This window comes from Rahnella sp. NRRL B-41462, assembly GCF_003263525.1.
Lineage (GTDB): Bacteria > Pseudomonadota > Gammaproteobacteria > Enterobacterales > Enterobacteriaceae > Rahnella > Rahnella aceris.
The window spans coordinates 33,903-46,259 of record NZ_JYDF01000039.1 but is presented as its reverse complement, the minus strand read 5'-3'; the positions used below and the strand labels follow the sequence as shown (position 1 = coordinate 46,259).

10 protein-coding genes and 1 pseudogene are annotated in these 12,357 nt (G+C 56.0%); 9 read left to right on the top strand and 2 right to left on the bottom strand.

Annotated features, from left to right (window positions below):
* Positions 1 to 2 precede the first annotated feature (2 nt).
* The 7 genes and pseudogenes from yihU (at position 3) to UC14_RS10795 (ending at position 8,447) form a co-directional block, all read left to right on the top strand.
* Complete coding sequence (yihU, locus tag UC14_RS10825; RefSeq protein WP_112197679.1) at positions 3 to 899, top strand: sulfolactaldehyde 3-reductase; 897 nt, start codon at positions 3 to 5, stop codon at positions 897 to 899.
* A 22-nt stretch (positions 900 to 921) separates the two neighbouring features.
* Positions 922 to 1,800, top strand: coding sequence for a sulfofructosephosphate aldolase (yihT, locus tag UC14_RS10820; RefSeq protein WP_112151080.1), 879 nt, complete (start codon positions 922 to 924; stop codon positions 1,798 to 1,800).
* A 15-nt stretch (positions 1,801 to 1,815) separates the two neighbouring features.
* Complete coding sequence (gene yihS / locus UC14_RS10815; RefSeq protein ID WP_112197678.1) at positions 1,816 to 3,057, top strand: sulfoquinovose isomerase; 1,242 nt, start codon at positions 1,816 to 1,818, stop codon at positions 3,055 to 3,057.
* A 17-nt stretch (positions 3,058 to 3,074) separates the two neighbouring features.
* Positions 3,075 to 5,112, top strand: a pseudogene (locus UC14_RS10810) (alpha-glucosidase).
* Between the two features lie 56 nt (positions 5,113 to 5,168).
* Positions 5,169 to 6,554 (top strand): MFS transporter, encoded by a 1,386-nt coding sequence (locus UC14_RS10805; protein ID WP_112151077.1) that lies wholly within the window; start codon positions 5,169 to 5,171, stop codon positions 6,552 to 6,554.
* A gap of 46 nt (positions 6,555 to 6,600) precedes the next feature.
* Positions 6,601 to 8,016, top strand: coding sequence for an MFS transporter (locus UC14_RS10800; protein ID WP_112197677.1), 1,416 nt, complete (start codon positions 6,601 to 6,603; stop codon positions 8,014 to 8,016).
* 77 nt (positions 8,017 to 8,093) lie between these two features.
* Entirely contained in the window at positions 8,094 to 8,447 is a 354-nt protein-coding gene (locus tag UC14_RS10795) for an MmcQ/YjbR family DNA-binding protein (RefSeq protein ID WP_013577348.1), read from the top strand.
* Here the strand turns inward: UC14_RS10795 and UC14_RS10790 are convergent.
* Together UC14_RS10790 and UC14_RS10785 are read right to left on the bottom strand one after the other, a co-directional pair.
* Positions 8,429 to 9,349: a pyridoxamine 5'-phosphate oxidase family protein gene (locus UC14_RS10790; RefSeq protein WP_112197676.1), complete on the bottom strand. Its 921-nt coding sequence runs from the start codon at positions 9,347 to 9,349 to the stop codon at positions 8,429 to 8,431. The genes UC14_RS10795 and UC14_RS10790 overlap by 19 nt on opposite strands.
* A 6-nt stretch (positions 9,350 to 9,355) precedes the next feature.
* Positions 9,356 to 9,976, bottom strand: coding sequence for a glutathione S-transferase (locus tag UC14_RS10785; RefSeq protein ID WP_112197675.1), 621 nt, complete (start codon positions 9,974 to 9,976; stop codon positions 9,356 to 9,358).
* A 101-nt stretch (positions 9,977 to 10,077) separates the two neighbouring features.
* On the opposite strand from UC14_RS10785, the gene UC14_RS10780 reads away from it, so the two are divergent.
* Together UC14_RS10780 and UC14_RS10775 are read left to right on the top strand one after the other, a co-directional pair.
* Positions 10,078 to 10,995 carry a LysR family transcriptional regulator gene (locus UC14_RS10780; RefSeq protein WP_112197674.1) on the top strand — a complete coding sequence of 306 codons (918 nt, stop codon included), beginning with the start codon at positions 10,078 to 10,080 and terminating at the stop codon, positions 10,993 to 10,995.
* 115 nt (positions 10,996 to 11,110) lie between these two features.
* Positions 11,111 to 12,292, top strand: a complete 1,182-nt coding sequence (locus UC14_RS10775) for an esterase (protein ID WP_013577344.1) — start codon at positions 11,111 to 11,113, stop codon at positions 12,290 to 12,292.
* The last annotated feature ends 65 nt before the right edge of the window (positions 12,293 to 12,357 follow it).

Here is a 12,357-nt window from a genome sequence, read left to right as displayed (position 1 = left end):
GGATGGCAAACGTGGCATTTATTGGTCTGGGGCAAATGGGCGCTCCGATGGCGGCCAATCTGATTAAACAGGGACACCGGTTAGCGGTGTTCGATCTCAACCCGCAGGCAGTTAACTCACTGATACGGCAGGGGGCAACGGGCAGCAAGAGCGCGGCAGAAGCGGCGGCGGGCGCAGAATTTGTCATTACTATGCTGCCCAACGGCGATCTGGTAAGTGAGGTTTTATTTGGCCGTGATGGTATTTGCGAAACCCTGAGCCCGTCCGCGCTGGTTATTGATATGTCGACTATCCATCCGTTACAGACCGACAAGCTGATTGCGCAGATGCACGAAAAAGGCTTCAGCATGATGGATGTGCCGGTGGGCAGAACCTCTGATCACGCAGTGGCCGGTACCTTACTGCTACTGGCAGGCGGCACGGCAGAACAGGTTGAGCGCGCGAGGCCAGTGTTGATGGCGATGGGCTCGGAGCTGATTAACGCGGGCGGGCCGGGCAAAGGCATCCGCGTCAAGCTGATCAATAACTACATGAGTATCGCCCTGAATGCGCTCTCCGCCGAAGCCGCCGTGCTGTGCGAAGCGCTGGATCTCTCTTTTGATGTGGCGCTGCAGGTAATGAGCGGCACCCCGGCCGGAAAAGGCCACTTCACCACCTCATGGCCGAACAAAGTGCTGAAAGGTGATTTGTCACCGGCCTTCATGATTGACCTCGCCCATAAAGACCTCGGTATCGCGCTGGACGTCGCTAATCAGTTGCATGTGCCGATGCCGCTCGGTGCGGCTTCCCGCGAAGTGTACAACCAGGCGCGTGCCGCCGGGCGCGGGCGTCAGGACTGGACCGCCATTCTTGAGCAGGTGCGCACCAGCGCCGGTCTGGCTCAGAAAACACATCCGTAACGCATTAACCAAGGAAAGTTAAATGACTCATTACAGCCTTAACGATATCACCCGTCCGTCCGGCGGCTTCGCCATGCTGGCGGTCGATCAGCGTGAAGCGATGCGCTTAATGTTCGCGGCAGCCGGCGCGAAAGCCCCGGTCGCCGATCAGGTGCTGACTGATTTTAAAGTCAATGCCGCGCGGATTTTATCGCCGTACGCCTCGGCGATTCTGGTCGATCAGCAGTTCTGTTACCGCCAGATTGTTGAGCAACAGGCCATCGCGAAAAGCTGCGCCATGATTGTCGCGGCAGACGAATTTATTCCGGGCAACGGCATTCCGGTGGACAGCGTGGTGATCGATAAAAGTGTGGATCCGCAACAGGTCCGGGAAAACGGCGGTAAGGCGCTGAAATTACTGGTGCTGTGGCGCAGCGATGAAGATCCGCAGCAACGTCTGGCGATGGTGAAGGAATTTAATCAGCGCTGCCATGCACACGGGCTGCTGAGCATTATCGAGCCGGTGGTCAGGCCGCCGCGTCGTGGCGACAAATTTGACCGCGAACAGGCGATTATCGATGCCGCAAAAGAACTCGGCGACAGCGGCGCTGATCTTTATAAAGTCGAAATGCCACTCAGCGGGCGCGGTACGCAGGCTGAACTGCTACGTGCATCGCAACACCTCAATGAACATATTCATATGCCGTGGGTGATCCTCTCCTCCGGTGTTGATGAAAAACTCTTCCCGCGCGCGGTCAGCGTCGCCATGACGGCGGGCGCGTCCGGTTTCCTCGCAGGCCGTGCGGTCTGGTCATCCGTGGTCGGTTTACCTGATACCGAACTCATGCTCAGGGATGTTTCCGCGCCGAAATTACAGCGCCTGGGCGACATTGTGGACGAGATGATGGCGCGCCGCCGCTAACGAAAGGAGTGGAAAATGAAATGGTTTAACACGTTGAGCCACCACCGCTGGCTTGAGCAGGAAACCGACCGGATCTTCGATTTTGGCAAAAATGCCGCTGTGGCCACCGGCTTTGGCTGGCTGGGCAATAACGGCCAGGTCCGGGCAGAGATGGGCACCCATTTGTGGATCACTGCCCGCATGCTGCACGTCTATTCCGTTGCCGCAGGCATGGGCCGTCCCGGTGCGTATGCGCTGGTGGATCACGGCATCCGTGCCCTCAACGGCGCGCTGGCGGATAAACAATACGGCGGCTGGTACGCCTGCGTAAATGATGAAGGCGTGGTGGATGCCTCGAAACAAGGTTATCAGCATTTCTTTGTTTTGCTGGGCGCCGCCAGCGCGGTCACCACCGGCCATCCTGAGGCCGGAGCGTTACTCGATCAGGCCATCGGCGTGATCGAAAAGTATTTCTGGAGTGAAGACGAACAGATGTGTCTCGAGTCGTGGGATGAAGCCTTCAGCGAAACCGAAGCCTATCGCGGCGGCAATGCGAATATGCACGCCGTCGAAGCTTTCCTGATTGTTTATGACGTCACGCACGAACGCAAATGGCTGGATCGCGCATTGAGAATTGCCTCGGTCATTATTCATGACGTCGCCCGGCCCGGCGAGTATCGCGTTAATGAACATTTCGATACGCACTGGAACCCGATCCGCGATTACAACAAAGATAATCCGGCGCACCGTTTCCGCGCTTACGGCGGCACGCCGGGGCATTGGATCGAATGGGGACGGCTGATGCTGCATCTGCATGCCGCGCTGGAAGCCCGTTTTGAAACGCCACCAGCCTGGTTGCTGGAAGATGCCAAAGGGCTGTTCCACGCCACCCTCCGCGATGCCTGGGCACCGGATGGCGCAGACGGTTTTGTTTATTCCGTTGACTGGGACGGGAAACCCATCGTGCGTGAACGCGTGCGCTGGCCGGTTGTGGAGGCAATGGGCACCGCGTATGCACTGCACTGCGTGACCGGCGAGGCGCAATACGAAACCTGGTATCAGACCTGGTGGGATTACTGCGTGAAATACCTGATGGACTACGAAAATGGTTCGTGGTGGCAGGAGCTGGACACTGACAACAACGTCACCACCAAAGTCTGGGACGGCAAACAGGATATTTATCATCTGCTGCACTGCCTGGTGATCCCGCGTCTGCCGCTGGCACCTGGGCTGGCGCCTGCCGTGGCTGCGGGTCTGCTGGACGTTAATGCAAAATAAAAATCACGGAGACCATCATGAGTACTCTACAAAATAAAAATACTCAGATTGAATTTATCGCCGGTAATAACGAATTTTCGCTGATTTATCAACAGCGTCTGATTTTACGTCATACCGCGCAAGCGCCTTGTTTGTGGATTGGCGGCGGCGAAGCGGATATCGATATGTTTCGCGGTAATTTCAGTATTAAAGATCGTCTGAATGAAAAGGTCGCCCTGACAGACGTTAAGATCACTGCGCAACCCGCGGGATGGCACTTACATTTCAGCCGTGGCAATACGCTCAGCGCCACGCTGGTTATCACCACCGATGATAACGGGCGTTTACAGCTCAACCTGCAAAATGATAACCGCGCACATAACCGCATCTGGCTGCGGCTGGCAGCGCAACCGCAAGATCATATTTACGGCTGCGGTGAACAATTCTCTTACTTTGATTTGCGCGGCAAACCTTTCCCGCTGTGGACCAGCGAGCAGGGCGTCGGGCGCAACAAACAAACCTATGTGACCTGGCAGGCCGACTGCAAAGAGAACGCAGGCGGCGACTATTACTGGACGTTCTTCCCCCAGCCGACCTTTGTCAGCACGCAGAAGGTTTACTGCCATGTTGAAAACAGCGGTTATATGAATTTCGATTTCAGCGCGCCGGACTACCACGAACTGGCCTTCTGGGAAGATAGCGCCACGCTGCGTTTTGAATGTGCCGACGACTATATCAGCCTGCTGGAAAAACTCACTGCGCTGTTGGGCCGCCAGCCGGAATTACCGGACTGGGTATACGACGGCGTGACGCTGGGTATTCAGGGCGGCACGGAAGTCTGCCAGCAGAAACTCGACGTGATGCGCGAAGGCGGCGTGAAGGTCAACGGCATCTGGGCGCAGGACTGGTCCGGTATCCGCATGACCTCATTCGGCAAACGCGTGATGTGGAACTGGAAGTGGAACAGTGAGCTGTATCCGCAACTCGACCAGCGTATTCCTCAGTGGAAAGAAGAGGGCGTGCAGTTCCTTTCTTACATCAATCCGTATGTCGCCAGCGATCGGGATTTGTGTGCCGAAGCCTCAAAAAAAGGCTATCTGACCAAAGATGCCACGGGGGGGCGATTATCACGTCGAGTTCGGCGAGTTTTACGCAGGCGTGGTCGATCTGACCAATCCTGCTGCCTATGACTGGTTCAAAAACGTCATCAAAAAGAACCTGATTGAACTGGGATGTGGCGGCTGGATGGCGGATTTCGGTGAATATCTGCCAACCGATACCTTCCTGCACAACGGCGTCAGTGCGGAAATCATGCATAACGCCTGGCCCGCACTGTGGGCGAAATGTAACTACGAAGCCTTGCAGGAAACCGGCAAGCTCGGCGAGGTGCTGTTCTTTATGCGCGCCGGTTACACCGGCAGCCAGAAATATTCGACGATGATGTGGGCGGGTGATCAGAACGTTGACTGGAGCCTGGATGACGGGCTGGCCTCGGTGATCCCGGCGGCCTTGTCGCTGGCAATGAGCGGCCACGGTCTGCATCACAGCGATATTGGCGGTTACACCACGCTGTTCGAGATGAAACGCAGCAAGGAACTGCTGCTGCGCTGGTGCGATTTCAGCGCCTTCACCCCGATGATGCGCACTCACGAAGGCAACCGTCCGGGCGATAACTGGCAGTTTGACGGCGACGCGGAAACCATTGCGCATTTCGCCCGCATGACCGGCGTGTTCACTCATCTCAAACCGTATATCCGGCAGGCCGTGCAACAAAACAGTCAGCGCGGTTTACCGGTGATGCGTCCGTTGTTCCTGCATTACGAAGACGATGCCCGCACCTATACCCTGAAATATCAGTACCTGTTTGGCCGCGATCTGCTGGTGGCACCGGTGCATGAAGAAGGGCGCAGCGACTGGTCGCTGTATCTGCCGCAGGATACGTGGATCAACGCCTGGACCGGGGAAACGCATCACGGCGGCGATATTACGGTGGCCGCGCCGTTAGGACAGCCGCCGGTCTTTTATCGTGCAGACAGCGAGTGGGCAGCGCTGTTCGGTGCATTACGTCACCTCTGATAAGGCTTGCCCGCCGGGGGGGAATACATCGCCCCGGCGGGTGAAGGAGAATAATAATGAGTCAGACAACATCGGAAAACCCCGCGACCCTGCGCCTGCCTTTCAGGGAAAAACTGGCCTACGGCATGGGGGATTTAGGCTCCAATATCCTGCTCGATATTGGCACGCTGTACCTGCTGAAATTTTACACTGACGTGCTCGGCCTGCCGGGGACTTACGGCGGCATTATCTTTTTGATCGCCAAATTCTTTACCGCATTTACCGATATGGGCACCGGCATCATGCTGGATTCGCGCCGTAAGATCGGGCCAAAGGGCAAATTCCGCCCCTTCGTATTGTACGCCGCGTTTCCGGTGACGTTGCTGGCCGTCGCCAATTTCGTCGGCACACCGTTTGAAATCACCGGTAAAACCGTCGTGGCAACACTGTTGTTTATGTTGTACGGGCTGTTTTTCAGCATGATGAATTGCTCGTATGGCGCGATGGTGCCTGCTATCACCAAAAACCCGGACGAGCGGGCGTCACTCGCGGCATGGCGGCAGGGTGGTGCCACGCTGGGACTGCTGTTGTGCACTGTCGGTTTTGTGCCGGTGATGAATCTGCTCGAAGGCAGTTCGCAGCGCAGTTATATCTTTGCGGCGACGCTGTTCTCGCTGGTCGGGTTACTGTTTATGTGGCTGTGTTATGCCGGCGTGAAAGAGCGTTATGTCGAGGCGCAGCCCGCCAGTGATACGCAAAAACCGGGGCTGTTGCCGTCATTCCGGGCGATTGCCGGTAACCGTCCGCTGTTCATTCTGTGCATCGCCAATCTCTGCACGCTGGGGGCGTTTAACGTCAAACTGGCGATTCAGGTGTATTACACGCAGTACGTGCTGAATGACCCGATCCTGCTCTCTTATATGGGTTTTTTCAGCATGGGATGCATTTTCATTGGCGTGTTCCTGATGCCTGCCGCCGTCCGGCGATTCGGTAAGAAAAAAGTGTATATCGGCGGTCTGGCGCTGTGGATTGTCGGCGACATCCTTAACTACTTCTATGGCAGCGGCTCGGTCAGCTTTGTCGCGTTCTCCTGTCTGGCGTTCTTCGGATCGGCGTTCGTCAATAGCCTGAACTGGGCGCTGGTGTCCGACACGGTGGAATACGGCGAGTGGCGCACCGGCGTGCGTTCGGAAGGCACGGTCTACACCGGTTTCACCTTCTTTCGCAAAGTTTCACAGGCACTGGCGGGGTTCTTCCCCGGCCTGATGCTGACGCAAATCGGCTATGTGCCTAACGTGGTGCAGTCGGCGCACACGCAGGAAGGGCTGCGTCAGTTGATCTTCATTTATCCCTGTGCGCTGGCGGCAATCACCATCGTGGCGATGGGCTGTTTCTATAACCTCAACGAGAAAATGTACGTGCGCATCGTTGCGGAAATTGAGCAGCGTAAGCAGACGGCATAATGCATTCACTGTAACAGCGCCCTGCGGGGCGCTTTGAGGATCGCCTATGAAGGATTGTCATCACCCTGATCCGCTGACGTTGCGTGAGAAGTGCGCCTATGGAATGGGCGATTTTGGCTCGAACCTGATGTTATGTATCGGGACGCTGTATCTCCTGAAGTTTTATACCGATGAACTGGGCATGCCGGCGTTTTATGGCGGCATCATCTTCCTGGTGGCGAAGTTTTTCACCGCTTTCACCGATATGCTGACCGGCGTGTTACTTGATTCCCGCCGTCATATTGGTGCGCGGGGTAAGTTCAGACCGTTCATTTTGTATGCCTCCGTCCCGGTAGGGCTGATCGCGACGGCGCAGTTTATGGCGAATGATTTCGGCCTGCCGGTGAAAACGGCGCTCGCCACCGTACTGTTTATGTTGTTCGGCTTGTTCTACAGCCTGATGAATTGTTCATACGGCGCGATGGTGCCCGCTATCACCAAAAATCCCCATGAACGGGCGCAGCTTGCCGCCTGGCGCCAGGGCGGTGCCACGCTCGGATTATTGTTGTGTACCGTCGGGTTTATGCCGGTACAGGCGTTGTTCGGTAATTCCCCTTCGGTGGGGTATTTCTCCGCTGCCCTGATTTTCGCCACCTGCGGCATTCTGTGTATGGGCTGGTGCTATCGCGGCGTCAGGGAACGTTACGTTGAACTCACGCCTGCGGGACATAAATCCGGCATCCTGCGGTCGTTTCGCGCCATATCTCGTAATCCGCCGTTGCTGGTACTGTGCCTCGCCAATCTGTGTACGCTGGCGGCGTTTAACATCAAACTGGCGATCCAGGTGTATTACACGCAGTACGTGCTTAATGATATTCATCTGTTGTCGTGGATGGGGTTTTTCAGCATGGGCTGCATTCTGGTCGGTGTCTTTCTGGTGCCGGGTTGCGTGAAACGCTTTGGCAAAAAACAGGTGTACCTGGGGGGATTACTGTTGTGGGCAACCGGCGATATGCTTAATTTCCTGTGGGGAAACAGCTCGTTAAGCTTTGTGCTGTTTTCCTGCATGGCATTTTTTGGCACCGCATTTGTCAACAGCCTGAACTGGGCGCTGGTGCCAGATACCGTGGATTATGGCGAATGGAAAACCGGTATTCGTGCCGAAGGCTCGGTGTATACCGGTTATACCTTTTCACGAAAAATATCTGCCGCGCTTGCCGGATTCCTGCCGGGAATTATGCTGACTCAAATCGGTTATATCCCGAATGCGGTGCAGGGCAGCGCGACCTTACTCGGTTTGCGTCAGCTGATCTTTATCTGGCCCTGTGCACTGGCTATCAGTGCGGCGATCATTATGGGCGTATTTTACAAACTCAATGAGGAACGCTTTGCCAGAATCATTGAGGAAATCGGCGCGCGCAAAAAAGGGGAGATTCCAGATCCTGTCACCGGCAAAGAAAAGACGTCTGTGTTAAGCCTGTAAATCGTTCAGGTTTGCTATGGTTAACCGAGGGCACTTTCGTGCTACGTAGCCATCACGTTACAAGGAGAAACCCAAACATGACCAGTTCGGAATTGCTGACCTATTGCATGGGAAAACCCGGTGCGGAGCAAAGTGTTGAAAATCAGCGCGGCGCAAATCAGGTAAAAGTGGGCGACGCGATGTTTGCCATGGTGTGTGAAATTGATGGCCGCGAGGCTATTTCGCTGAAAACCAGCCCTGAACTGGCAGAGCAATTACGGGCAGCACATCCGGATATTGTGCCGGGAGATCATCTCAACAAAGCGCACTGGAATACCGTGTTCCTCGACGGCTCGCTGCCCGATTCACAGTTTTATTATCTGATTGATGATTCCTACCAGTTGGTGGTATCCGGTCTGCCGGAGGCGGTGCGTCAGGAAATTGGCCGCTGATTATCCGGCCAGTTGCCACTGCTGAGGGTTGCAGGAGAGAAGTCCGCCACCTCTGCCCGCCACGGCAGTGCGCCGCGAAAGCGCCACACGCGGGTGATGTCCAGACTCCAGTAACGTTCTGCGCCTGCTGGCCCGGGAATATCCTCCGGCTGCCAGTGGATTTGCGTGTGTCCCTGAAGATGCAGCAGGTCACCGTTTTCGAAATCGATAAACAGCAGCGCTGCACGCGGTTCTGCCAGCAAATTCCCCAGCGTATTCATATAACGGTTGCCGCGAAAATCAGGCACCCACAAGCGGTTTCCCACCAGATGCGCAAATCCCGGCTGGCCGCCGCGATGCGACACATCGGCACCGCCGTGCGCGTGGCTGGCGATAAAAAACGTATCGGCGCGGGCAATCAGTGCGCGGGCGTCAGCATCCGGTTCGGTCATATCCTCCCGCGCAGCCAGCGGCAAACTGACGGGCACATCGGCCAGTTTGCGTATCTGGATATACTGCGGACAATTACCAAAACTTTGATCGACGACGATCTCAATGCGGTTTTTATCCATGCGCCCGATCCTGCCGTTCACGCGGTTACGCCGCCGGTTGGAAAAATCGATCCCCAGCCCGCCAATCTGTTTCCCCGGCTGTAAAGCGGCCAGGGCCGGATCGTCCGCCCGTCGCGGCGCATTTATCCGCAAATGGATGTCATCCGGCGTACTGATAAACCCGGCGGGGCCGGTCAGCAGAGTTGCCACCGGCCAGCCGTTTTCGTCCAGTGTTGAGATAAACAGATACGGCAGCGCGGCGAAAAAAAGCCGGTGCTGTTCCGGCATCGCATCGCGGATGCCGTGTGCGGAAACATCAAACCCTGCCATGTCCTGTGCCAGGATTTCGTCTGCATGGAAAGGATTGTTCATCGCGTTTTACCCCACAATTTCAGGCAGTGGCAACGCCGGAAGTGGCGTAAAGCCCGGCAGGCTTTCCACCCGTTTCAGCCAGCGGCGAATCGCCGGGTAATCCGCCAGCGAAACGCCGCCTTCCGGAGCCGTCGCCACATAGCTGTAACAGGCCAGATCGGCAATGGTGGCCCGCTCCGTCGCCAGAAACTCGCGGCTTTCCAGATGCTGTTCAAGCTGTGGCAGAAACTTTGCCGTCACGGCCAGCGCGCTTTCATAAGATTCCGGTGCCGCGAACTGTTTCACCATACGGGCAGATGCCGGGCCGTAACGCACTTCACCGGCGGCGCGGGACAACCATTTTTGCACCTCAGCGGCCTGCACCGGATCTTCCGGCAACCAGTGGCTGTCGGACGCGTAACGTTTCACCAGATACACCAGAATCGCATTGCTGTCGGTGACAACGAGTTCGCCGTCGGTCAGCACCGGCACCTGCTGCAGCGGATTTAACTGCGCGAATTCGGCGGTTTGACGAATGTCTTTGCCGCCGTCTTTGTTCTCAAAGGGCAGGCTGAGCATGTTCAGCAACAGAGTTACGCGGTGGCAATGGCCGGAAAGCGGTGTGCTGTAAAGTTGAATGGCTGGCATGGAATGTCTCCTTTATGGGTCTGGCGTCAAGATTACTCTTGCATCAAATGATTGGGATCCACGAAGATTGAAATTGAGCGTTTCACCTGGTGGAAGAATCTATGGACCGTTTAGATGAAATGGCGATTTTTGTCGCTGTACTTCAGTATGGCAGCCTGGCGGAAGCTGCCCGTAAACTTCACCGTTCTCCTCCGGCGATCACCCGCGCCATTGCCTCGCTGGAACACCGGTTCGGCGCAAGGCTGGTCGAGCGCACCACGCGCAGTCTGGCGCCGACAGAAGCAGGCGCACGGCTGGCGGAAAAAGCGCGACTGCTGCTCAGCCAGTATCAGAACGCGGTAGAAGATACCGCAGAAACCCAGCTCAGCGGCCTGCTGCGCATCACCGCACCGGTACAGTTTGGTCGTAAACACGTCGCGCCGCTGGTGATGGAATTTCTGGCGCAACATCCTGATATGCAAATCGAAATGATGTTAAATGACCGTAATCTGGATCTGATTGACGAAGGGTTAGATCTGGCGGTGCGCATCGGTCATCAGGAAGATTCAGGCAAAGTCGCCCGTAAGGTTGCGCAAGTCACCCGCGTTCTGGTCGCCAGTCCGGCGTATCTGGCGCAGCATGGTGAACCGCAACATCCGTCGGAACTCGCTTCTCATCAGACGGTGATGGGCACGCTGCGCACCCAAATCCGTGAATGGCGTTTCGGGCCGAATGAGGACGATTTGCGCGTGCGGCTGTCGCCACGTTTGCTTTCCAACGATGTGGAATCGCAACTGCTGGCGGTGCGCAGCGGGCAGGGGATAGCACGGTTATTGTCGTATCAGATCAGGGATGATGTGCAGGCAGGCCGTATGGTGCGGCTGCTGAAGGATTTCGAACCTTTGCCGTTGCCGGTACAACTGGTGGCGCAGCAGGTACAGCAAATGCCACGCAAGGTACGGACTTTCTGGGATTTTGCTTATCAGCGGCTGAGTGCACTGCCGCAGCTTCATGCTTTAGATGCATCTTCGGAACAGTGACGCCGATCACGCTCGCTGGCGGTAAAAATAACCTACTCTGAGAGTTGTGCAAAAACAGTGAGTTACTTGAGGACAGGTTGTCCGTTTGCTCACGCCAACCCAGAAGGAAAGGATGATGACCCGTAACCGGCTGAATCTTGCCACGCTTTTGATTCTGGCGCTCAGCGCGCCGTTCCCGCTGACCGTCTCTGCGCAAAGCTTGCCGCAGGATCCTGATGCGTCGGTGCCTGCGAAAAATTACATCACGGCGGTGAATCCTGATTTAACCATCACTTACCGGCTGTATGCGCCGACTGCCGAACATGTCGATGTGGTGACCGGTGCCACGCCGGTGACCTACATTCCGCATCAGATGACCAAGGACGATAAAGGTGTCTGGAGCTGGACATCGGGTGCACAGAAGCCTGATCTCTATGAATATTTCTTCAACGTGGATGGCTTGAGGATTGCCGATCCTGGCAGTGCAATGCCCAAGCCACAGCGTCAGGTGAATACCAGTTTGATCCTGGTGCCCGGCAGTATTCTTGATGTGAAAAACGTGCCGCACGGCGAAGTCCGCACGCTGACCTATCATTCCGCCGCGCTGAATTCCGAGCGTCAGGTCGCGGTGTGGACGCCACCGGGTTACACCGATGCTTCACAGCCGTTGCCGGTGCTGTATTTCTATCACGGCTTTGGCGACACCGGTCGCTCGGCGCTGGATCAGGGGCGCATTCCGCAAATCATGGATAACCTGCTGGCGGAGAAAAAAATCGTGCCGATGCTGGTGGTCATTCCGGATACCGAAACCGACGCCAAAGGCGTGGTGCCGGAAGATTACGTCACCAAAGATCGCCGCAAAGAGTTTTATCCGCGCAATGCTGCCGCCGCAGATAAAGAGCTGACCGGTGATATTATCCCGCTGATTTCTAAAACCTTCCGTGTGCGTGATGACGCAACCGGACGCGCGCTGGCCGGGCTTTCACAAGGCGGTTATCAGACGCTGGTCAGTGGCATGACGCATCTCGACCAGTTTGGCTGGCTGGCGACACTCAGCGGTGTCAGCACCACCACCGTACCCAATGCGGATGTGGCGAAACGCTTAGCTGAACCGGAAAAAATCAATGCACAACTGAAGAATTTCACCGTGGTTGTCGGCGAGAAAGATGTGGTAACAGGGAAGGACATTGCCGGATTGAAAACCGAGCTGGAAGAGAAAAAGATTAAATTCGATTACCACGAATACCCGAATCTCGGCCATGAAATGGACGTCTGGCGCCCGGCCTATGCGGAGTTTGTGCAGAAGATATTTAAGTAGGGTCACACCGTGTAAAGTCTTTTTCGATGTATAAAGTGATTTGCTTTATACTTTAAAAAATGACT

Bases quoted from the DNA above. Each gene is read 5' to 3' on its own strand.
- yihU (WP_112197679.1), top strand. From the start codon at position 3: ATGGCAAACGTGGCATTTATTGGTCTGGGGCAAATGGGCGCTCCGATG.
- yihT (WP_112151080.1), top strand. From the start codon at position 922: ATGACTCATTACAGCCTTAACGATATCACCCGTCCGTCCGGCGGCTTC.
- yihS (WP_112197678.1), top strand. From the start codon at position 1,816: ATGAAATGGTTTAACACGTTGAGCCACCACCGCTGGCTTGAGCAGGAA.
- UC14_RS10805 (WP_112151077.1), top strand. From the start codon at position 5,169: ATGAGTCAGACAACATCGGAAAACCCCGCGACCCTGCGCCTGCCTTTC.
- UC14_RS10800 (WP_112197677.1), top strand. From the start codon at position 6,601: ATGAAGGATTGTCATCACCCTGATCCGCTGACGTTGCGTGAGAAGTGC.
- UC14_RS10795 (WP_013577348.1), top strand. From the start codon at position 8,094: ATGACCAGTTCGGAATTGCTGACCTATTGCATGGGAAAACCCGGTGCG.
- UC14_RS10790 (WP_112197676.1), bottom strand. From the start codon at position 9,349: ATGAACAATCCTTTCCATGCAGACGAAATCCTGGCACAGGACATGGCA.
- UC14_RS10785 (WP_112197675.1), bottom strand. From the start codon at position 9,976: ATGCCAGCCATTCAACTTTACAGCACACCGCTTTCCGGCCATTGCCAC.
- UC14_RS10780 (WP_112197674.1), top strand. From the start codon at position 10,078: ATGGACCGTTTAGATGAAATGGCGATTTTTGTCGCTGTACTTCAGTAT.
- UC14_RS10775 (WP_013577344.1), top strand. From the start codon at position 11,111: ATGACCCGTAACCGGCTGAATCTTGCCACGCTTTTGATTCTGGCGCTC.